This is a genomic window from Bradyrhizobium sp. Kon10 (genome assembly GCF_055807395.1).
In genome coordinates, this window is sequence record NZ_JBVVOZ010000014.1 from 180,837 (window position 1) to 202,624 (window position 21,788).

The 21,788-nt window shown below is 64.6% G+C and carries 18 protein-coding genes and 1 pseudogene; 9 read left to right on the plus strand and 10 right to left on the minus strand.

What is annotated here, in order from left to right; all coding sequences use genetic code 11:
- The first annotated feature begins 93 nt into the window (after positions 1-93).
- Complete coding sequence (locus tag AC0L2O_RS20955; protein ID WP_473371019.1) at positions 94-1,614, plus strand: ATP-binding protein; 1,521 nt, start codon at positions 94-96, stop codon at positions 1,612-1,614.
- 12 nt (positions 1,615-1,626) lie between these two features.
- Here the strand turns inward: AC0L2O_RS20955 and AC0L2O_RS20960 are convergent, their stop codons facing one another.
- From AC0L2O_RS20960 to AC0L2O_RS20975, 4 genes are all read right to left on the minus strand, one after another.
- Complete coding sequence (locus AC0L2O_RS20960) at positions 1,627-1,926, minus strand: acylphosphatase (protein WP_369723195.1); 300 nt, start codon at positions 1,924-1,926, stop codon at positions 1,627-1,629.
- On the minus strand, positions 1,923-2,789 hold the full coding sequence (locus AC0L2O_RS20965; RefSeq protein WP_473371020.1) for an isocitrate lyase/PEP mutase family protein: 867 nt from the start codon (positions 2,787-2,789) through the stop codon (positions 1,923-1,925). The genes AC0L2O_RS20960 and AC0L2O_RS20965 overlap by 4 nt, the downstream gene beginning before the upstream one ends.
- Before the next feature lie 166 nt (positions 2,790-2,955).
- Complete coding sequence (locus tag AC0L2O_RS20970; RefSeq protein WP_473371021.1) at positions 2,956-4,971, minus strand: acetyl-CoA carboxylase biotin carboxylase subunit; 2,016 nt, start codon at positions 4,969-4,971, stop codon at positions 2,956-2,958.
- A 185-nt stretch (positions 4,972-5,156) separates the two neighbouring features.
- Positions 5,157-6,227, minus strand: coding sequence for a zinc-binding metallopeptidase family protein (locus AC0L2O_RS20975; RefSeq protein WP_473371022.1), 1,071 nt, complete (start codon positions 6,225-6,227; stop codon positions 5,157-5,159).
- 219 nt (positions 6,228-6,446) lie between these two features.
- Here AC0L2O_RS20975 and AC0L2O_RS20980 point away from each other — a divergent pair, with 219 nt between their 5' ends.
- From AC0L2O_RS20980 to AC0L2O_RS20990, 3 genes are all read left to right on the plus strand, one after another.
- Positions 6,447-8,924, plus strand: a complete 2,478-nt coding sequence (locus AC0L2O_RS20980) for a PAS domain-containing hybrid sensor histidine kinase/response regulator (RefSeq protein ID WP_473371023.1) — start codon at positions 6,447-6,449, stop codon at positions 8,922-8,924.
- Between the two features lie 149 nt (positions 8,925-9,073).
- A complete protein-coding gene (locus AC0L2O_RS20985; protein WP_473371024.1) occupies positions 9,074-9,514 on the plus strand; it encodes an EamA family transporter in 441 nt (146 codons plus the stop codon).
- Positions 9,515-9,651: 137 nt separating this feature from the next.
- Positions 9,652-10,902 carry an arsenic transporter gene (locus AC0L2O_RS20990; RefSeq protein WP_369723188.1) on the plus strand — a complete coding sequence of 417 codons (1,251 nt, stop codon included), beginning with the start codon at positions 9,652-9,654 and terminating at the stop codon, positions 10,900-10,902.
- An 8-nt stretch (positions 10,903-10,910) separates the two neighbouring features.
- On the opposite strand, the gene AC0L2O_RS20995 is transcribed toward AC0L2O_RS20990, so the two are convergent.
- Positions 10,911-12,275 carry an MFS transporter gene (locus AC0L2O_RS20995; RefSeq protein ID WP_369723187.1) on the minus strand — a complete coding sequence of 455 codons (1,365 nt, stop codon included), beginning with the start codon at positions 12,273-12,275 and terminating at the stop codon, positions 10,911-10,913.
- Positions 12,276-12,311: 36 nt separating this feature from the next.
- Positions 12,312-13,079, minus strand: coding sequence for a GntR family transcriptional regulator (locus AC0L2O_RS21000; RefSeq protein WP_473371025.1), 768 nt, complete (start codon positions 13,077-13,079; stop codon positions 12,312-12,314).
- 179 nt (positions 13,080-13,258) lie between these two features.
- On the opposite strand from AC0L2O_RS21000, the gene AC0L2O_RS21005 reads away from it, so the two are divergent.
- The 3 genes from AC0L2O_RS21005 to AC0L2O_RS21015 are packed head-to-tail and all read left to right on the plus strand — an operon-like array spanning position 13,259 to position 16,295.
- Positions 13,259-14,458: a mandelate racemase/muconate lactonizing enzyme family protein gene (locus AC0L2O_RS21005; protein ID WP_473371026.1), complete on the plus strand. Its 1,200-nt coding sequence runs from the start codon at positions 13,259-13,261 to the stop codon at positions 14,456-14,458.
- Between the two features lie 11 nt (positions 14,459-14,469).
- Positions 14,470-15,237 (plus strand): SDR family oxidoreductase, encoded by a 768-nt coding sequence (locus AC0L2O_RS21010; RefSeq protein ID WP_473371027.1) that lies wholly within the window; start codon positions 14,470-14,472, stop codon positions 15,235-15,237.
- A 26-nt stretch (positions 15,238-15,263) separates the two neighbouring features.
- Positions 15,264-16,295 carry an L-idonate 5-dehydrogenase gene (locus AC0L2O_RS21015; protein WP_473371028.1) on the plus strand — a complete coding sequence of 344 codons (1,032 nt, stop codon included), beginning with the start codon at positions 15,264-15,266 and terminating at the stop codon, positions 16,293-16,295.
- A 46-nt stretch (positions 16,296-16,341) separates the two neighbouring features.
- Here AC0L2O_RS21015 and AC0L2O_RS21020 read toward each other — a convergent pair whose 3' ends face one another.
- From AC0L2O_RS21020 to AC0L2O_RS21030, 3 genes are all read right to left on the minus strand, one after another.
- Entirely contained in the window at positions 16,342-17,184 is an 843-nt protein-coding gene (locus tag AC0L2O_RS21020; protein ID WP_473371029.1) for a hypothetical protein, read from the minus strand.
- Positions 17,185-17,371: 187 nt separating this feature from the next.
- Positions 17,372-17,638 (minus strand): hypothetical protein, encoded by a 267-nt coding sequence (locus AC0L2O_RS21025; protein WP_409188306.1) that lies wholly within the window; start codon positions 17,636-17,638, stop codon positions 17,372-17,374.
- A gap of 125 nt (positions 17,639-17,763) precedes the next feature.
- The gene (locus AC0L2O_RS21030) at positions 17,764-18,261 is read right to left on the minus strand and encodes a ferritin-like domain-containing protein (RefSeq protein ID WP_473371036.1); all 498 of its coding nucleotides are present in this window, start codon (positions 18,259-18,261) and stop codon (positions 17,764-17,766) included.
- Between the two features lie 303 nt (positions 18,262-18,564).
- Here AC0L2O_RS21030 and AC0L2O_RS21035 point away from each other — a divergent pair.
- Positions 18,565-19,415 (plus strand): annotated as a pseudogene (locus AC0L2O_RS21035) (MBL fold metallo-hydrolase).
- A gap of 246 nt (positions 19,416-19,661) precedes the next feature.
- The gene (locus AC0L2O_RS21040) at positions 19,662-20,723 is read left to right on the plus strand and encodes a serine hydrolase (RefSeq protein ID WP_409188303.1); all 1,062 of its coding nucleotides are present in this window, start codon (positions 19,662-19,664) and stop codon (positions 20,721-20,723) included.
- 84 nt (positions 20,724-20,807) lie between these two features.
- Here AC0L2O_RS21040 and AC0L2O_RS21045 read toward each other — a convergent pair whose 3' ends face one another.
- Positions 20,808-21,512, minus strand: a complete 705-nt coding sequence (locus tag AC0L2O_RS21045) for an SDR family oxidoreductase (protein WP_473371030.1) — start codon at positions 21,510-21,512, stop codon at positions 20,808-20,810.
- Positions 21,513-21,788: the final 276 nt, after the last annotated feature.

Genomic DNA, 21,788 nt, shown 5'->3' on the forward strand with positions numbered 1-21,788 from the left:
GCATACGGGTCAGCGAATCTGCCTAAAATTGTCCCAGCAGCGGGAACATATCGGCCCGTGCTGCGTTTGCTTCCGTTCAGGCGGGGTTCCGGAATGTTCAAAAAGGCCAGTCAGCAGAGAGACTTGTTCGAAAGCGAGCGCAGTTTTCGGCTGTTGGTTGAAGGGGTTGCCGACTACGCACTGTATATGCTCGACCCGTCGGGGATCATCACGAGCTGGAATATCGGCGGCGAGCGCATCAAGGGTTATTCGCCCGACGAGATCCTCGGCCAGCACTTTTCGCGCTTCTACACCGAGGTCGACCGGGCGAACGGCAAGCCGGCCCGAGCGCTCGGCATTGCGCGGGACAAGGGACGCTATGAGGAGGAAGGCTGGCGCGTCCGCAAGGACGGCAGCTTCTTCTGGGCCAGTGTCGTCATCGACCCGATCCGCGAAGACGGTCAGCTCATCGGTTTTGCCAAGATCACACGCGACATCACAGAACGGCGCGATGCGCAGCTGAAACTTGAGGCGATGCAGAAGCAGCTCGCCGAGTCTCAGAAGTTCGACGCACTCGGCCAGCTCACCGGCGGGGTTGCCCACGACTTCAACAATCTCCTGATGATCATCAGCGGCAGCCTTCACATGCTGAAAAAGGGCGCGGCCGACGACGCCAAGCTTCATCGAGCGATCTCGGCAATCGAGACCGCGACCAAGCGCGGCGCTGCGCTGACGAGCCAGCTCCTGACCTTCGCACGCCGACAGAGCGTCAATCCGCAGCCGATCGATTTTGCCGAACGCATCGCCGCGATCCGCGAGGTGCTCGATGCCGGCGTCGGCAGCTCCGTCCGCCTCGCCTTCGACATCGACCGCGAGGTCTGGGCGATCAGGACCGACGCCTCCGAGCTCGAGACGGCGCTGCTCAATCTGGTCATCAACGCCCGCGATGCAATGCCCGAGGGCGGCACCGTCACGATCAGCGCCCGCAACGTCGTGCTGGACGACACGCTGTTGAGCGGCGAGTTCGTCGCGATCGGCGTGGCCGACACCGGGCTCGGCATTCCCTCCGACGTCGTCGACAAGATCTTCGAACCGTTCTTCACCACCAAGCCGATCGGCAAGGGCACGGGTCTCGGTCTCTCCCAGGTGCATGGCTTCGCCCACCAGGCCGGCGGCACCGTGAAGGTCGCAAGCGAGCTCGGCAAGGGCACCACCTTCACCATCCTATTGCCGCGCGGAACAGACGCGCCGGTCCGGGAAACGGCAGAGGTGCCGTCGTTCCGCGGCAGTGGCACAGTGCTGCTGGTCGAAGATAATCCCGATGTCGCCGTCGTCAGTGTCGGCCTGCTGGAGCAGCTCGGCTACCGCGTCCGCCGTGTCCCCGACGCCGAAGCCGCGCTGCGCGAACTCGAGCACAACGGCGTCGACTTCGTGTTCTCGGACATCGTGATGCCCGGCAAGATGGATGGCCTCAGTCTCGCTCACCATCTGCGCCAGGCTCATCCCCGCCTGCCGATCCTGCTCGCCACCGGCTACAGCGAAGCCGCCGCCGATGTCCGCGGCGATTTTCCGATCCTGCGCAAGCCGTATGAAATCCACGAGTTGAGCGAAGCGATCGCCAAGCTGCCGCGCTAACGCGAGCCGCCTTCAAACCGTCGGCAACACCGAGAACGCTTCCCCTGCCCTGCGCAAGTTCAGCTCGTCCACGCCGGCCGTCTCGCTCGTGACATTGTCGACGCGCGAGGACGGTGGGCCGTGGCGGCACAGGGCGACCATCTCGGCGACATGCTTCGGCGCGCCAGCGAACAGCGCCTCGACGCTGCCGTCGCGGCGGTTGCGGACCCAGCCTTCGAGCCCGCAGCTGACCGCCTGAGACTCGAGCCAAGCCCGGTAGCCGACGCCCTGGACGCGGCCGCGGATCACGACCTGGAGGATCGCGCGGCTCATTTCTTCAGCCCGAGGACATCGGCACTGCGCGCCTTGACGTCGGCCTCGCGCATGACGCGGCTGGTCAGTTCGGCAGACGCCAACCCCTTGAGCGCTTTCGGCGACGTGCCTTCGCGCAACGCCTTCAGCGTGTCGTAAACGGCCTGCGTTGCGGCGGCGATCGGCGCGTGGCCCTGGAGCGCGATGCGGACGCGCCGGGCGGCGAGATAGTCGAGCACGTTCAATTCCTCCGGCGCGCCGCCAAGCACGACCGGCAGACGCGTCGCCGCCGCAATCGCATCGAGCTCGGCGCGTGACTTGATCCCGGTGAAGAACAACGCATCGACTCCGGTAGCTTCATAGGCCTGCGCGCGGCGAATGGTATCGTCGAGCGAGGTGATCGACGCCGCGCCGGTACGGCCCATGATGACAAGCGAGGGATCGCTGCGGCCATCGAGCGCGGCCTTCATCTTGCCGACGCCTTCTTCCAGCGAGATCAACTGCGCCTTCGTCTCCCCGAAGGCGGCCGGCAGCAGCGTGTCCTCGATGGTGAGGCCGGCCGCGCCCGCCGTTTCAAGCTCCTGCACGGTGCGGCGCGCGTTGAGCGCATTGCCGTAGCCGTGGTCGGCATCGACCAGCACCGGAAGTGTTGCGGCGCGCGACATCCGCCGCATCTGCTCGGCGAGCTCGGTCAGCGTGATCAGCGCGACGTCGGGATCACCGAGCACGGCGAGCGAGGCAGCCGAGCCGCCGAACATGCCGAGCGGGAAACCGAGATCCTCGGCGATGCGGATCGAGATGGCGTCGTAGACGGAGCCGGGATGGACGCAGGCCGAACCCGACAAGATCGAACGCAGTGTTTCGCGGCGGGAACGGAAGGCCATGGTGCTGTCTCGGTTAGGTCACGGAGCCTGCAGCATACTCCGTCATTGCGAGCGAAGCGAAGCAATCCAGAAATGCACCCGCGGAAGCAGTCTGGATTGCTTCGTCGCGAAGGGCTCCTCGCAATGACGGTGCTTGTAGGGCCCGGGCGAGAGCCCCACTCACACCTTACGCAAACTCCAATATCAACGCATCCACCGCGAGCGTGGCGCCGGGGCTGGCGTGGATCTTCTTCACGGTGCCGTCCTGCTCGGAGCGGAGCACGTTCTGCATCTTCATGGCTTCGACCACCGCGAGCGTCTCGCCGGCCTTGACCTCCTGCCCTTCGGTCACAGCGATCGAGACCACGAGCCCGGGCATCGGACAGAGCAGCTTCTTGCCGGTATCGGCGGCCGTCATCACCGGCATCAGCCGTGCCGATGCAGCTTCCGCTTCGGTCCAGACATAGACCGGCACCTCGACACCCTGATGCGCAAGGCGGAGGCCGTTCGCGATCGGACGCGCCTGCACCGCCACGACCTGGCCGTCGATCGTGCCCTGCCAGACCGGATCGCCCGGCTTCCAAGGCGACTGCAACAGATGCGCCTGGCCGGCCTTGCCGTCGGCATCGACGAAGCGCACGGCGATCGCCTCGCCCTCGCGCGCAACTTCGAGCAAAATCTCCTGGCGGTCGAGCCAGACCGCGCGCCGGCGCTCGCGCTGCACGATGCGGCCGCCCATCTGGCCGGAGATCTGGCGCTTGCGCTCGCCGAGCACGTGATCGATCGCGGCGCCGACCGCCGCAATGCGACGTGCGACCTCGCCTTCGGGCACGCGCACCGCAAAGCCCTTGGGAAATTCTTCCGCGATGAACCCGGTCGAGAGGTTGCCCTCGCGCCAGCGCGGATGGTGCATCAGCGCGGACAGGAACGGGATGTTGTGGCGGATGCCGTCGACATAGAAGGAGTCCAGCGCTGTCGCCTGCGCCTCGATCGCGGCGGCACGCGAGGGCGCATGCGTGACCAGCTTGGCGATCATCGGATCGTAATGGATCGAGATCTCCCCGCCTTCCTGCACGCCGGTGTCGTTGCGCACGGTGATGCCGTCTTTGCTCACTTCCGCCGGCGGCCGGTATTTCACCAGGCGCCCGATCGAGGGCAGGAAGTTGCGGAAGGGATCTTCGGCGTAAAGGCGCGATTCCACGGCCCAGCCCTTGAGCGAGACGTCCTTCTGCGCAATCGCGAGCTTCTCGCCGGCGGCCACGCGGATCATCTGCTCGACGAGATCGACGCCGGTGACGAGCTCGGTCACGGGATGCTCGACCTGGAGGCGCGTGTTCATCTCCAGGAAGAAGAAGCTCTTGTCCTGGCCGGCGACGAATTCGACGGTGCCGGCGGAATCGTAATTCACCGCCTTGGCGAGCGCGACCGCCTGCTCGCCCATCTTGCGCCGGGTGGCCTCATCGAGCAGGGGCGACGGCGCCTCCTCGATGACCTTTTGGTTGCGGCGCTGGATCGAGCATTCACGCTCGCCGAGATAGATGACGTTGCCGTGCTTGTCGCCCAGCACCTGGATCTCGATGTGGCGGGGATCGACGATGAACTTCTCGACGAAAACGCGGTCGTCGCCGAATGAGGCCTTGGCCTCGGCCTTGGCGAGATTAAAGCCCTCGGCGACCTCGGCCCTCGAATGCGCAATACGCATGCCTTTGCCGCCGCCGCCGGCGGAGGCCTTGATCATCACGGGATAGCCGATCTCATCCGAAATGCGGACCGCGTGCTTGTCGTCCTCGATGACGCCGAGATGGCCGGGCACGGTCGAGACTTTGGCCTTGGCGGCGGCCTTCTTGGATTCGATCTTGTCGCCCATCGCGGCGATTGCGCCCGGGTTGGGACCGATGAAGACAATGCCGGCGGCCTCCAGCGCGCGCGGAAACGCCTCACGCTCGGACAGGAAGCCGTAGCCGGGATGCACGGCTTGCGCGCCGGTCTTGCGGCAGGCCTCCACGATCTTCTCGATCACCAGGTAGCTCTCGGCCGCTGAGGGCGGCCCGATCAGCACGGCCTCGTCGGCCATCTCGACATGGAGGGCGTCGCGGTCGGCCTCGGAATAGACCGCAACCGTCTCAATTCCCATGCGGCGCGCGGTCTTGATGACCCGGCAGGCGATTTCGCCGCGATTGGCGATCAGGATGCGTTTGAACATGCTTTTCTTGAGTCTCGACCTTGGGCGGGACCCTTCCCCGGCCGTTGGGGCCTATCGGGACGGGCCGTGTGGCTCCCGTGGTACATCAAAATAGGGCGGAGGCAACGGTCAAAATCCGCAGGCCCCTGGCGTACCAGACGGGACCGAACCCGGCCCCACGGATCCCGCCGACGCGCTGCTTCGCACTACGGTCCTTTGGTCCTGGCCGCGTCCCGCACCAAGGCATGAATGAAGCCGAGCTTCGCGACCACCGCGGGCGACAGGATGAAAGGATAGAGGTCGCGCGCGCCCATCGCGCGGTTGACGCTGTTCATGGCGAAGGTGAAGGGCAGCCATGCATTGACCAGGACCTCGACGTCCTTGGCCTGGTACGAGTTGAAGCGGATCCGCGCGGTCAGCTCGCCGTCGCGGTCGACCCGCGGCCGCACCTCCATGCCGAACTCGGAGGCCATCTCCAGAGTGTCGACGATGTGGAGATAGTGCGCCCAGGTTTCCGCGAAATCTTCCCAGGGGTGCGTCGTGGCGTAGGCCGAGACGTAGTTCTGTTGCCAGTCAGGCGGAGCGCCTTCGGCATAGTGGCGCTGCAAGGCTTGGCCGTAATCCACTGAATCCTCGCCAAATACCGCGCGGCATTGGTCGAGCTTGCCCCCATTACGGACCAGCACGTCCCAAAAATAGTGGCCGACCTCGTGGCGGAAATGCCCGAGCAAGGTCCGGTACGGCTCGCCCATCTCCAGCCTGCGCCGCTCTCGTTCGATCTCGTCGGTCTCGGTGAGCGCGATCGTGATCAGGCCGTTGTCATGGCCGGTCATGATCCTCTCGCCGCTGCTCGGATCGTCGGCGAGGAAGTTGAAGATCAGGCCGTGTTCGGGATTGTCCTGCCGGGTCTGGAGCGGCAGCTTCCAGCGGATCAACGAATAGAACAAGCGGTGCTTCGCCACCTCCAGCTCGCGCCAGCCGGCAAGCTGGGCGGAATCCGACAGGTCCGGCACGATGCCGTTATGGCGGCAGGCACGGCAATAGCCGGTGCTATCGCCCGCATCCGTCAGCCAGTTGCAGGAATCATACTCGGCGTTGCGGCACAGCATGCGTCCCTTGCCCTTGTCGGCGAGCGTGGCCCAGCCGTCCCCATCGGGCTCGAGCGCCGACATCGTCTCCTTCTCCGGCAGGAAGGCGACCCGGTGGCCGCAGCGTTCGCAGGCGCGGTTCTCGAAATAGAGGACGTTGCCGCAGGCCTGGCAGACAAAGAGCTTCAAGATTTAGCCTCTTCGGAAAGGGAGTTTTAGAGAGGATCGCTCGGCGCCTCGCGAAGACGCCGCGGCGGGCCGATCGTTCCAACCCTGGGAACAAAATGCCAGCCCGGAGGTTGACTGGACGGACTTTTCCCGCCTTTCACAAGGCGCAGGACCTCCTCTCGATATCTTCCTTTGAGCAATGGCCATCACGCTGCTTCTGTGTGAGTATCAGTCCGGCACGTGCGCACCCGCATGACAACGGCCGACGCCTTGAACGATCCCCTGCCCGAGACCATCGCCGCCGAAAGGCTGCGCCAGCACCTGGAAGAGATCGCGCGCGAGCGCGACAATGCCTATCACGCGCTTCAGGAGCGCGAGGCCGAGCTCGCGCGCATCCAGCGCATCGGCAAGGTCGGCGGGCTCGAGGTCGACTTCCGCGAGGGCTTCAAGAATCGCCGCTCGCCTGAATACCTGATGATCCACGGGCTGCCGCTCGAGGCCGTCGACGAATCGCACGAGGACTGGGTCAGCCGCATCCATCCCGACGACCGCGACGCGACCGTCAAGCATTTCCTCGAGGCACTCGCCGGGACCAACGAGGATTATACGGCCGAATACCGCATCATTCGTCCGAGCGACGGCGAGACCCGCTGGATCCGTGTCGTCGCCAAGATCGAGCGCGATAGCGAGGGCCGCGCTATCCGCCTGGTCGGTGCCCATATCGACATCACCGACCAGATGGTCGCGCGCGAGACGCTGCGCGAGAGCGAGGAGCGCTTCCGGCTGATCGCCGACAGCGCGCCGGTGCCGATCTGGGTCACAAAGCTCGACCGCAAGCGCTCCTTCGCCAACCAGGCCTATGTCGACTTCCTCGGCCTGCCCTATGACCAGGCGATCGATTTCGACTGGCGCAAGGTGCTGCATCCCGACGACCTGCCGCGTGTACTGCAACAATCCGTCCAGGGCGAAGCCTCGCTGAAGCCGTTCGTGCTGGAAGCGCGTTACAAGGACGCCACTGGCGAGTGGCGCTGGCTGCGCTCGGAATCCCAGCCGCGCTGGGATCCGACCGGCAAGCATATCGGCTTCATCGGTGTCGCCCATGACATCACCGCCGCCAAGCAGGCCGAGATCGAGCTCCGCCAGCTCAACGAGACGCTCGAGGAGCGCATCGTCGAGCGCACCGCCGAGCTCGAAGCCAATGAGGCGCGGCTGCGCGCCATCCTGGAAACCAGCAACCAGTACCAAGGCCTGGTCAATCTCAGGGGCGAATTGCTTTACGCCAACAAAACCGCGCTCGATGACATACGCGCGGAAGCGCGGGACGTCATCGGCAAACCGCTGTGGGAGACAGCCTGGTTCGCCGGCACCCAAGGCATGAGCGCGATCGTGCGCGAGGCGTTCGAGACCGTGCTGAAGGGCGAAGCCGTCAGGATGGAGATCCGCCTGCGCCTTCCCGTCGGCGAGCGCGATTTCGAGTTCGGCATGCGCCCGGTGCTCGACCGCCACGGCAGCATCACCGGCGCCGTGCCGGAAGCCGTCGACATCACCGAGCGGCGCCGCGGCGAGGAAGCGCTGCGGCAATCGCAAAAGATGGAGGCGATCGGCCAGCTCACCGGCGGCGTCGCGCACGATTTCAACAATCTCCTCACCATCATCCGCTCGGCGACCGACTTCCTGCGCCGGCGCGAGCTACCGGAGGAGCGCCGGCGTCGCTATGTCGACGCGATCTCGGACACCGTCGAGCGCGCCTCCAAGCTGACCGCGCAGCTTTTGGCCTTTGCGCGCCGGCAGCCATTGAAGCCACAGATCTTCAATGTCGGCAGTCAGGTCGAGGGCGTGGCACAGTTGGTCCGGCCGCTGGTCGGCGGCCGCATCGAGATCGCCGTGGAGGTGCACGATTCCGACTGCTACACCATCGCCGACATCGCCCAGTTCGAGACCGCGCTGATCAACCTCGCCATCAATGCCCGCGATGCAATGGAAGACGAGGGCCGCCTCACCATTGCGGTCCGCAAGGTTTTGGGCACCCCGAGTCTGCGCTCGCAATCGGCGCGCAGCGGTGACTATGTCGCAATCTCGGTCGCCGATACCGGCAGCGGGATCGCGCCGGAACACCTCGACTCGATCTTCGAGCCGTTCTTCACCACCAAGGAAGTCGGCAAGGGTACCGGCCTTGGCCTCAGTCAGGCTTTTGGCTTTGCAAAGCAGTCCGAGGGCGACATTGCGGTGACGAGTGCACCGGGCAAGGGCGCGACCTTCACCATCTATCTGCCGCAGGCACAGAGCCCAGTCGCGGACAAGGAAGCCGCGGCGTTGACCCACGAAGCCGCCACGACCGGACGCGGCTATCGCGTGTTGGTGGTCGAGGACAATGACGATGTCGGCCAGTTCTCGACCGAGCTTCTGGAAGATCTCGGCTACGTCGTCCGCCGCGTCGCCAATGCCAATGCGGCGCTGGGCATCCTCGGCGAGAACGAATTCGCCGTCGACCTCGTTTTCTCCGATGTCATCATGCCCGGCATGAATGGGGTCGAGCTCGCCGGCATCATCCGCGAGCGCTATCCGGGTCTCCCGGTCGTGCTCACGAGCGGCTACAGCAACGTGCTCGCCGAAAACGCGCATCGCGGCTTCGAGCTGATCCAGAAGCCATATTCGGTGGAGTCGCTGTCGCGCATTTTGCGCAAGGCGATTTCGGAGAAGCTGTCGGTAGCGCGATGAGAGTGAAGTTCGCGAGAATCTGCCACAGTCTCCGTCATTGCGAGCGCAGCGAAGCAATCCAGAATCCCTCCGCGGAGACAGTCTGGATTGCTTCGCTGCGCTCGCAATGACGGCTAGCGCGCCGTCACAGACCAACGGATCCCGATGATATGAAATCCACCCTCCTCTCTGCCTGGCAAACCTGGGCGCTGCTCTCCGCCTGCTTTGCCGCACTCACAGCGATCTTCGCCAAGGTCGGCGTCGAGAATATTAACCCGGACCTTGCGACCTTCATCCGCACCATCGTGGTGCTGCTCGCTTTCTCGATCTTATTGTTTTTCACCGGGCAGTTCGCCGCGCCATCGGCGGTCTCGTCAAAGACCTGGCTGTTCCTGGTGCTCTCGGGGCTTGCGACCGGCGCGTCTTGGCTGTGCTATTTCCGCGCGCTGAAGCTTGGACCCGCGACGCTCGTAGCGCCGATCGACAAGCTCAGCGTCGTGCTGGTTGCCATGTTCGCCTTCACGTTTCTCGGCGAGCGCCCGACCGCGCAAGGCTGGGTCGGCATCGCCATGATCGGCGCCGGCGCGGTGCTGCTGGCGGTGAAATTCTGAGGCGGAACAAAGCTGTCGCGAAATCCCCTGCCTGAGACACGCAAGTCGCCCATGGCGCCCCGAATCCGCGGGGGAAGACAGCGGCGGCGGCTTCCGCTATCGCTGCCGAATGAACCCAATCCATTCAAGGACTGACCGTGCCGCATGACGCCATCTGGGCCTGGAGCATCATCGTCGCCGCGACCGCGGGCGTCATCATCCGCCCGTTTCGCTTGCCCGAGGCGATCTGGGCCGTTATCGGTGCCGCCGCACTGGTGCTGCTCGGCTTGTTGCCGTGGCAGGATGCGCTGACGGGACTCGAGAAAGGCATCGACGTCTATCTCTTCCTGATCGGCATGATGCTGATCGCCGAGCTCGCCCGGCTCGAAGGCCTGTTCGACTATCTCGCCGCGCTCGCGGTGGAATATGCCGGCGGCTCGCCGCAGCGGCTGTTCCTGCTGATCTACCTCGTCGGCACGCTCGTGACGGTGCTGCTCTCCAACGACGCCACCGCAATCGTGCTGACGCCGGCCGTGTTCGCCGCGACCCGCGCGGCAGGCGCAAAACCGCTGCCTTATCTGTTCGTCTGCGCCTTCATCGCCAATGCCGCGAGCTTCGTGCTGCCGATCTCGAACCCCGCCAATCTCGTGGTGTTCGGCGCGCGCATGCCGCAGCTCACCGAATGGTTGCGCCTGTTCGCCCTGCCCTCGGCGGCCTCGATCCTGCTCACTTATGTCGTGCTGCGCCTGACCCAGCACCGCGCGTTGAAGGAGGAGACCATTGCGCGCAAGGTACCGCATCCAAAACTCGGTCGCGGCGGCAGGCTGACGGCGGCAGGCATCGTGGCCATCGGCGTCGTGCTGGTCACGGCCTCCGCGCTCGACAAGCCGCTCGGGCTGCCGACCTTCGTCTGCGGCGTGATCACCGCCGCGATCGTGCTCCTGTTCAACTGGCAGTCGCCCCTGCCTGTGCTGCGGGGCGTCTCCTGGAGCGTGCTACCGCTGGTCGGCGGGCTCTTCGTGATGGTGGAAGCCCTGGTGAAGACCGGCGTCATCGGACAGCTCAGCGCGCTGCTGCACGAGGCGGTCGCGCAATCAATCCCACAAGCCGCCTGGAGCGTGGGCATTGCGACGGCAGTCGCCACCAACATTGCCAACAACCTGCCGGTTGGCCTCGTCGCGGGCTCGGTTGCCGCCAGCGATCATCTGCCAGGGGCTGTCGTCAGCGCGATCCTGATCGGTGTCGATCTCGGACCCAATTTGTCGGTGACCGGCTCGCTCGCGACCATCCTCTGGCTCGTCGCGCTGCGCCGGGAAAAGATCGAGGTCGGCGCCTGGCCATTCCTCAAGCTCGGCATGCTGGTGACGCCGCCCGCCCTGATCGCGGCGCTCGCGGCCGCGATCAGGTAGCGTGCTTCTTAGTCGTTCTCGTAGCCGTAGACTTCCGGCAGGATGAAGATTGCGGCGAGCAATCCGATCAGCGGGAAGATCGCGACGAACAACGTGGCACCAGCCTGCCCGATCGCGGCGAACAGCGACGGGAACAGGAAGATCGCCAGGAACGACGGCAGTTTCACGAACATGTAGGCGAAGCCGCTCGCCGTGCCGCGATATTTCGGCTTCGCGACCATGGTCGGGATCGTCATGCAATTCGACGCATCCCAGTAATGGCCCCACAGCATCGCGGCGGCCGCGAACGGCAGCAGCATCTTGTTGTCGGTGTAGAGCGCAAAGGCCGCGACCAGCAGCGAGGCCAGCACGATGCCGAATCCGGCGATCGCGATGCCGCGATGGCCGATCTTCGGCGTCAGCAGCGGGCCGACCCAGCCCGACACCGCGGCGAGGCAGAACAGCGCCATCGTCACCAAATTGTTGCCGAGCACGCTCGACACGCCGACCATCACGAACAGCACCGGCAGGTAGAACGCGAACGTCGAGAACTCGCTGCCTTGCGCGAAGCAGGCGATCCAGCCGTAGATCGTGGCGCGCCAGCGGATCGGATCCTTCTTGAGATCGGCGAGGAAGGCGCGGGTGCTGACCTTCGGCACCACCACATCCCGGTCCGGCAGCATCGCCAGATCATCGTTGAACATCTCGCGCGCCACCATCTTGGCCTCGCGGAAGCGTCCCTTCTGCACCAGCCAGACCGCGGTTTCGGGCACGTCGTGGCGCATGATCAGGATGATCAGCGCCGGCACCGCGCCGAGGCCGAGCGTCACCCGCCACAGCATCTCGTGCTGGATGTCGAGCAGCAGGAAGATCACGATGACGCCGATGGTGAGCACCTCGCCCACGGCGAACATGAACTGCCAGCGGTTGCCCATGACCTCGCGCTCACCCTTGGCCATGGATTCCATGATGTAGGTGTAGCCGGTCGAGATGTCGGAACCGAGGGGAACCCCAAGCAGGAAGCGGATCACGACCAGCCAGCCGACGCTGGGCACGAAGGCCTGCGCCACGGCGAGCACGATGAACATCACCATCGTCACCAGGAACATCACGCGGCGGCCGATCTTGTCGGACAGCCAGCCGCCGAGCAGCGCGCCCACCAGGGCGCCGCCCTGCGTGCCTGCCGCGGCAAGGCCCAGCATCAGCGGGTCGGGATTGTACTGCTCCTTGATGAAGATCAGCACGAAGGCGATGGAATAGAGGTCCCAGGCTTCGACCAGGATCGAGGCCATCATCAGCCAGCCGACCTTGTTGCCCTTGGGACTGTAGTTCGTAATGAGGTAGCGGACCGCGGCTTCGCTCGCGGTCGGTTGTGGCATCGCCATCGTTGACATGTTTGGTCCTCCTAGCCTCTTAATGTGCCGAGCAGCTTATGTGCCGAGCAGCGGTTCGATGCTGCAATCCAGCAAACGCGGATCGATCCCCGTCTCCATTCCCTCGAACATCTGGTCCATGTAGTCGATCAGGGCATCGCTCGCCTTCACCGCGTCCCCCACGCGGCGATTGGCGACCGCCCTGAGAATAGCCAGATGACGATCAATCGTTCCTGACAGCTCGGCCTGCCCAGGCATGAAGCGGTGATGGATGTAGCCGATGCGGCGGTACAGCGTGTGCAGCGGCCGCAGCGTGTGCACAAGGAAAGGCTCGCCCGCCGCATCCAGGACCAGCGCGTCGATGCGGCGGTCGATGCTGTTGAATTCGTCCAGGGTCAGGCTGGCGCGACGCTCGCGCAGGAGACGCTCGATGTGCAGTGCCTGATTGCGGTGCGAGAGGCTGGCGCGATCGGCCGCAAGGCGGATCACGAAGCGTTCCATGTCGCGGCGCAAACCCAAGAGCATGCGCTCGCGCGCCAGATCGATCGGCGCGATGTGCAGGCCATGGCGCGGGCGGATGATGATCAGCGTGTCGGCGGAGAGTCGATTGACGGCGTGATGCACCGGCGTGCGGCCGAAGCCGGTGATCTGCTGCAGTTCCAGCATGGTCATGAACTGGCCAGGCTTGAGCTCGCAGTGGACGAGCAGCTCCTCGATCTTCTGATAGGCGAGCTCGAAGAAGTTGAGTCGGTTGCGTCGGCTCGGCTTGCCCTCGCCGTCGCGGTCCGTTCTCACCACCTCAAGCGCGCGCTTGCGCCGTGCCATCACATTGTCCTCCCGGCCGCCTGCTGTCGCTTCGCAGCGCGGCGCCTTATTTGTGACACCCTTAAAACATGTTGTGATATATTACAAGCGAGCGTAAGACGTCTGCTGGCCCGCTAGCTATTGCGGCGCACAATGACAACGAGACGGGCGCAACGCGCCGGCGATGGGAGGATGTTGCGGTGAAGATCACGTCGATCGAGACCCTGCGCACCGAGGAATTTTCCAACGTCATCTGGGTCCGCGTTCACACCGATACGGGCATGATCGGTCTCGGCGAGACCTTCTATGGCGCCGGCGCAGTCGAGGCGCAGATCCACGACACCTTTGCGGGCCGCCTGCTCGGCCGCCATCCCCTGCACATCGAGGCGATCCATCGCGACATGCTGAACCTGCCGATGGCGCAGTCCTCCACCGGTGTGGAATACCGCGCTGCCTCGGCGATCGACATCGCGCTGTGGGACCTGTTCGGCAAAGTCTGCAATCAGCCGGTACACCAGATGCTCGGCGGCCTCTGTCGCGACAAGCAGCGCATCTACAACACCTGCGCCGGCACGAAGTATGTGCGCTCCACCAATATCAGCCCGGTGTCGAACTGGAATCTCGGCGCCTCCGAGGGTCCCTATGAGGATCTCGACGCCTTCATGACCCGCGCCGATGCGCTGGCCGAAAGCCTGCTGGAAAGCGGCATCTCTGCCATGAAGATCTGGCCGTTCGATCCGGCGGCGCAGGAAAACAAGGGCCTCTACATCACCGCCGCCCAGATGAAGCAGGCGATCGAGCCGTTCGAGAAGATCCGCAAAGCCGTCGGCGACAAGATGGAGATCATGGTCGAGCTCCACTCGCTGTGGAATCTGCCGACGGCAAAGCAGATCGCGCGCGCGCTCGAGCCCTACAAGCCGACCTGGTACGAAGACCCGATCCGGATGAACTCGCCGCAGGCGCTCGCCGAATATGCGCGCTCCACCGACGTCTGGGTCTGCGCCAGCGAAACGCTGGGCTCGCGCTTTCCCTACAAGGACATGCTCGACCGCGACGCCATGCACGTGGTGATGGCCGATTTGTGCTGGACCGGCGGCCTCACCGAAGGCCGCAAGATCGCCGCGATGGCCGAGACCTATCACCGGCCCTTTGCACCGCACGATTGCATCGGCCCGATCGGCTTCATCGCCGCGATCCACATGTCGTTCAGCCAGCCCAATACGCTGATCCAGGAATCGGTGCGCGCCTTCTACAAGGGCTGGTACAATGAGCTCGTCACCACGATGCCTGTGATCAAGGACGGCTATGTCTTCCCGATGGAAGGCCCCGGCCTTGGCGTCGATCTCCTGCCCGCGGTGTTCGATCGTAGCGATCTCACCGTGCGCCGCTCCAACTCTTAAGGATTCTCGAGATGAGCACTGCCCTGTTCGATCTTTCCGGCCGCACCGCCCTCGTGACCGGCTCCTCCCGCGGGCTTGGCCGCGCCATCGCGGAGGGCATGGCGAAGGCCGGTGCCAAGCTGATCATCAACGGCGTCGATCCCAAGCGCGTCGAGCAGGCGGTGGCCGAATTTCGCGCTGCCGGGCATCAGGCCGAAGGCGCCGCCTTCAACGTGACTGACGAGCCAGCCATCCTCGCCGCCTTCGAAAACTTCGACAAGACCGGACTTGCGCTCGACATCGTCGTCAACAATGCCGGCATCCAGCACCGCAAGCCGCTGGTGGAGTTCACCACCGACGAGTGGCGCAAGGTGATCGAGACCAACCTCACCAGTGCCTTCGTGATCGGCCGGGAGGCGGCCAAGCGCATGATCCCGCGCAAGCGCGGCAAGATCATCAACATCGGCTCGCTCGGCAGCGAGCTGGCGCGTCCCACCATCGCGCCCTACACCGCGGCCAAGGGCGGCATCAAGAATCTCACCCGCTCGATGGCGGTGGAATGGGCCCAGCACGGCATCCAGGCCAATGCGATCGGCCCCGGCTACATGCTGACCGACATGAACGAGGCGCTCGTCAACAACACCGAGTTCAACAATTGGTTGATGGGCCGCGTCCCGTCAAAGCGCTGGGGCAGGCCGGATGAGTTGGTGGGCGCCGCGATCTTCCTCGCGTCGGACGCTTCCACCTACGTCAACGGCCAGATCATCTACGTCGATGGCGGCATGATCGCCGCGATGTGATCGCGAAACTCCGAGGGAACGAGCCCATGCGCGCCGTCGTCATCCACGCACCGAAAGACCTGCGGATCGACAGCTACCCCGATCCGGCGCCAGGCCCTGGCGAGGTCCGCGTCAAGATTGCCAATGGTGGTATCTGCGGCTCCGACCTGCATTACTATCATCACGGCGGCTTTGGCGTCGTGCGCATCCAGCAGCCGATGGCGCTCGGCCATGAAATCGCCGGCGTGGTCGAAGCGGTGGGGGACGGCGTCACCAGCGTGAAGGCCGGCACACGCGTCGCGGTCAATCCGAGCAAGCCGTGCGGCCAGTGCCTGCATTGCCGGGAGGGCATGCGCAACCAGTGCCTCGACATGCGCTTCCTCGGCAGCGCGATGCGCTTTCCCCATGTACAGGGTGGCTTTCGCGAATTTCTGACGATCGATGCCACGCAGGCCGTGCCGATCGCGGACAAGCTGTCGCTGGCGGAAGCAGCTGTCGCCGAGCCGCTCGCGGTCTGCCTGCATGCCGGAAAGCAGGCCGGCCCCCTGCTCGGCAAGCGCGTCCTGATCACCGGCTGCGGCCCGATCGGGGCGCTGATGATCCTGGTCTCCCGCTTCGGCGGCGCCGCCGAGATCGTGGTGACCGATGTCGCCGACGCACCGCTGGCGGTCGCACGGAAACTCGGGGCCACTCACGCCATCAATGTCGGGAGCGATGCCGCTGCACTCGATCCCTGGCGCACCGGCAAGGGCGTGTTCGACACCCTGTTTGAAGCCTCCGGCAACCAGACTGCGCTGCGCACCGCGCTCGACGTGCTGCGGCCCGGTGCGACGCTGGTGCAGCTCGGTCTCGGCGGCGAGATGACGCTGCCGATCAATTCCATCGTCGCCAAGGAGCTGCAGCTCCGCGGCACCTTCCGCTTCGATCCCGAGTTCGAACTCGCCGTGCGGCTGATGGGCGAAGGCCTGATCGACGTCAAGCCGCTGATCACGGCGACCATGCCGTTCGAGAACGCCGTCGCCGCCTTCGAGCTCGCCAGCGACCGCGCGCAATCGATGAAAGTGCAGCTGACGTTCTGACGCAGGTCGAAGCCTCAGGTTAATCGATCTCGGCGAGGCCTGATGCTCAGGCGAGATAGCGCGTGAGATAGCCGTCCATGGCGTAGAGCGCGCAGAGTGCGAGGCTCGACCACACCGCGGCGGTGAAATACAGGAACATCCAGGTCAGCTCGCCCTTCCAGTGCGCGATGTCGTGGGTCACGACCCACCGCGTCGAGACGTCGTGCAGCCCCTCGAGGAAGCCGAGGAAGGTGTTGCCCTCGGCATGGCCAGCCCGCCAGCGGCTCAGATACATCGGCACGTCGACGGTGACGAGGAAGGCGAGGAAGCAGGCGATGCCGACGATGCCGGCAATCAGCGCCCAGCGCACCGGTCCCTGGAATTCCGGCATCAGCCGGCACAGCGCGATTCCTGCGATGAAGAACGTCACCGCCCATAGCGAGTTCTCGACCGCGTTGTAAAGAAAATTGGTGGTCACCACCGCGTACCAGGAGAAGCACTCCGCGATGATGATGATGGGTACGATCACCCATGCGATGTTCACGACGGTATCGGCGCCCGTCATCGTGCCGAGCTGGTGCAGGATGATCGCCCATTGCGCGACGAAGCACAGTTCGGCCACGGTCGCGACCGAACGGCCGACGAACACGCTGGAGAGCCAGGTGTCGAACAGGCAGATGCGCTGCACGTCAGCGCGCGGCAGGAACGACCGGAATGCGCAGCCGAACACATAGCCTGCGCAAAGCAGCAGCATCAGCCCGATGCTGGAGCCGCCGCCAAGGCTGCTTGCGGGTGTCGGATAAAACTCGCGGTACAGCATGAACCAGACGACGATGTTGGCGGTACTGACCAGCGTCAGGGACCCCCACCACCACGCCAGGGGATTTGACCGCGCCTGCCACCGCAACATCGAGCCGCTCCGCTGTAATGAACCTGACATCCTGTGGTAATAATACTGTCACAAGATGGCTTGCAATCACTACAAAAATCCGCGCGTCCGATCGCTCCGATGCCGTATTTTGTCAACAGTCGGAACGGATTCGCGCCTGCGGAAGGAAGCGGTTGCCTGAGGCGCGGACGGAAGCGGATCCTGGCGGTCAGCGGCGCTCGCGACGATAGCCGCCGGAGCGGATCAGATCGTCACGTTCCTCCACGTAATCCCGGTATTCGGTGATCGCGCGATTGGCCATCCTAATCCGGTTCGTCTGGCCCTGGTCGACCATCATCGTGACCCGCTGGGCCAGGAACACGCAGGCTTCGAATTCGTCGCGGATGGCCCCTGTGCGAGCGAGAAAGTCCCACGCGATCTCGTAGGCCTGTTCAGCAGCGGGATTGCGATAGTCGCTGAAGATAATGTGCGCCATCTGTATCAAACCGAAACGAACGGCCGCGTTCCTGTCGGTCTTTTGCCCACAAGCAGCAGAGCTGGATACGCAGGACCACCGGTCGCGCCTGGCGCGCCGGTGGTTCTGGCCTCGACGCGAGCCTGTCAGGCCGCCTGGCGCTGGTGCGAGAGGTATTCCATAGTCACCCTCTCGACATTGGAGTCGATCCAGCTCGCCATGCGCTGCTCTTCCTTCAGCGACGTCTCCAGCGGTCCCTTGGCCTCGGCCATGCCGGCGGCGGTGCAGAGCGCAAGCAGAGACTTATAGGCGGCAATCTCGAAATTCTCGAACGCGTTGTTGGCGAACGTGTTCTTGAGAATCTCGTCGCCGGCCGTCGCGTGCGCCATCGCCTGAACGTTGGCAATCATCGATTGTGCGGTGTCCTTCAGACTGGACGTGCTCTCGCCGCATGCTTCCAGGCACTTTTCCAATCGCTTCAGCTGCTCGTTGGTCTCCTGAAGGTGGGCCGTGAGCTTCGCCTTGACTTCCGGATATTCGTCCAGCCGCTCCGACCGTCGTTCCATCAGCTCTCGCGCCTGAATTTCCATCGCATGCGCGTTGCGTAGTCCAACCACGAACGTATCGCGGGCTTCGTTGGCGATTTCCTGGTCCTCCATCTGGCTGGCTTCGTGGCCGCCAACCCGCGATGGTTGCGGATGGTTCCTATGCTGATTGCGCCGAGATCGCGAGCTGTTCCGGCCTTCGGACCTTGAGCTAACCTGCGATAGCAGACGACAAAACAGCGCTCCGCCTTAGGAACGTCCGCGACGGAATCGTCGTTTTCCGCGTGCCTCACGGCAACTCTGGGACTTCGACCGTACGGCCACCCTACGGAGTGATGCTGCTGCAGAAGAAGATCTGGCGCATCGGGACCATCGAGATCGGGTGTATCGGGCTGAACGCAGATGACACAAATTCCCCTCTCTTCCGCCGCCGAAGCGGAACATCCCAAATTCGATCTCGATCGCAACGACAATACGAGGCAGATCGTGGCCGACGTGGCCTACCGGCAGCTTGCGATCGTCAACGTGATCTTTGTTGGATTGGAGAGCGCCGGCGACGGCAATTGGGTTTTGGTGGACGCCGGCATTCCCGGCTCGGCGCAGGCGATACGCTCGGCAGCGAGCGCACGGTTCGGCGGACAAGGCCGGCCGGCATGCATTGTCATGACCCATGCTCATTTCGACCATGTGGGCGCGCTGGAGACGCTAGCGCGCGAGTGGGACGTGCCGGTCTATGCGCACGCGGCCGAGCATCCCTATCTCGACGGCAGCCAGTCCTATCCGCCGGCGGATCCGAGCGTCGGCGGCGGGTTGCTCGCCCGGCTGTCTCCGCTGTTTCCCACCAAGCCGGTCAACGTTGCATCGCGGCTCTATGACCTTCCCTCGGATCATAGCGTGCCATTCATGCAGGATTGGCGATGGATCCACACCCCCGGCCACACGCCAGGACACGTCTCGCTCTGGCGCGAACGCGACCGCGTGTTGATCGCGGGCGATGCCTTCATCACAACGCGGCAGGAGTCAGTTTACGCCGCCGTGACGCAGAGCCCGGAGATGCATGGGCCGCCGATGTATTTCACACCGGATTGGGTCAGTGCCAAAGCATCGGTGCGCGAGCTTGCCGCACTTGGTCCCGAGATTGTCGTGACCGGCCATGGTGCGGCAATGCAAGATGCGCGGAGATGAGAGCCGAGCTCGATTCTCTCGCCTTGCGATTCGATGAAGTTGCGGTCCCCGAGAGTCAACAGCGCTGACGCGCACGCGGAGCGCGCGCCCAATTCCGCGGGGCCGCAGCCGCGGAACCCGGAACGCGCAATCGTGAGTTGGGATGCCGGGCTCTCCCCGCTAAAAGAGACCGGGGCGCATCAGAGCATTTCGCAGGGCACGTGCCGGCTATTGTCATCTCATCGCACATCACGCGGCGGACCCTCGCTCGGGCGGCGCTTGTTCCCTTCGCAGTCGCGCTCCCCCGGCCGCGCCGCGCCTCGGCGGATTCCGATATGATCCAGCAGATGCGCGACATCGTCGCCACCGAGCTCGCACCCACGGCCACACCTGACCATCCGGGCGGCTTGGCGGCTGCCCTCTACGCCGGCCGCCATGTCGAATTCTTCAGCTATGGCTTCGCGGACGACACCAGCAAACGCCCGGTAACAGCCGACACGCTGTTCAACCTCGCGTCCTTGCGAAAACCTTTCGAGGCGACGCTGGTGGCGCTCGGCGCGCTCCACGGCGAGATGCGGCTCGACGATCCCCTGCCGAAATATCTTCCGGAACTCCACGGCGACACCATCCGCTACGTCACGGTCGGCGAGCTCGTCACCCACACGTCGGGACTGTTGCTGCCGACCGATCACCCGCCCTGGCCGAACGAATCCTTCACGCGCGCGCAATTCATCGACATGCTCAACGGCTGGACACCGCCCGCAGGCGTCGCACCCGGCAAGCAGCGCATCTACTCGCATGCCGGCTACGTGCTGCTTCAACTCGTGCTCGAAGGCTGCTACCGCGCGCCGATCCGCGAGCTGATCGAGAGCCGCATTCTCAACCCGCTCGGAATGCAGGCGACGTTCATTCCGGAACGTGGACCGGACAACCGCGCCGTCATGGACGAGGCCTGGATGCAGCGCGTGGTGCAAGGCTATTCGGACCAGGGCGCCGCGCTCGGTCCATCCGGCGAACAGCAGAGCTATTTTGATCTCCCCGGCACCGGGCAGATGTTCTCGTCGGCGCGGGACATCGCGACGTTCGCGGCCGCATGCGTCGACGGCCGATCGGCCGACCCGAATCTGCGCGAGGCACTGCGGATGACGCTGCATGAGAGCTTCCGCGTCGACGAAAAGTTCGGACAGGCCATGGCCTGGGAAACCGTGCACCTTCCCGGCGTCACCATCATCGACAAGCCGGGCGGCCTCAACAACGCGTCGGGCTATATCGGCCTCGTCCCGGCGCAGCGGATCGGCATCGTGCTACTGGCCAATCGCGGCGAATATCCGCACGAGATCGCACGCTACAAGATCCTGCCGGCGCTGGCTCAGCTGGTGGCCGCGCATGGCGGCTGAACCTCAAAGCCGAAGGGCTGGCTGAGCCACGCCGGGATAGTGATCAACATCTGGGGGATGGCCGATCTACGGACGTTGCGCGCTTCAGACGGAGCGCGTCAGTCCGCCGTCGACGCGGATGTTCTGGCCGGTGATGTAGGCCGCGCCGTCGGAGGCCAGGAACGAGACCGTTGCCGCGATCTCCTCGACCTTGCCGTAGCGTTTCATCGGCACGCTGTCGCGACGCGCATCGGTCTGCGGCAGGCTGTCAATCCAACCCGGCAGCACGTTGTTCATGCGGACGTTGTCCGCGGCATAGGTGTCGGTGAATATCTTCGTGAACGCAGCCAGGCCTGCGCGGAACACCGCCGAGGTCGGAAACATCGCGCTCGGCTCGAACGCCCACGCAGTCGAGATGTTGATGATGGCGCCCGCCCTCTGAGCCTGCATCACCGGCGTCACGAGCCGCGTCGGACGGATCACGTTGAGAAGATATGTGTCCAGGCCAGTGTGCCACTGGTCGTCGGTGATCTCCGTGATCGCCGCGCGCGGCCCGTGGCCGGCGCTGTTGACGAGCACGTCGATGCGCCCCCATTTGGCCATCGTACCGTCGACGAGGCGCTTGAGATCGTCGCTCGACTGGTTCGAGCCGGTGAGGCCGAGCCCGCCGAGTTCGGCCGCAAGCGCTTCGCCCTTGCCGGAGGACGACAGGATCGCCACGCAAAAGCCGTCAGCTGCAAGCCGACGCGCAGCCGCTGCTCCCATGCCGCTGCCACCCGCGGTGACGAGTGCTACTTTTTGTACTGCCATGGCCGATCATCCCTTTTGACACCGTTGAGGCGAGCCAGCAGTCCGCCTGTCATGGGAGCCTTCTACAGCCGGACCTGCCGGCAGGTCCATCGCCGAAGGTATCATCATGGGGTCGCGAGCCTGTCGCGACCACGTCCTGCTAGTCACCTGGAACCCAAGTTCGTCGCATAAATTAGTGCTCGAAACCTTCGAGGAGAGCGCGCTTGTGGCGAATGCAGGTGTGAGAGGCCGGCCGATCGAGCCGTTGGTGCTGAGTGCGCAGGAGCGGGCGTACTT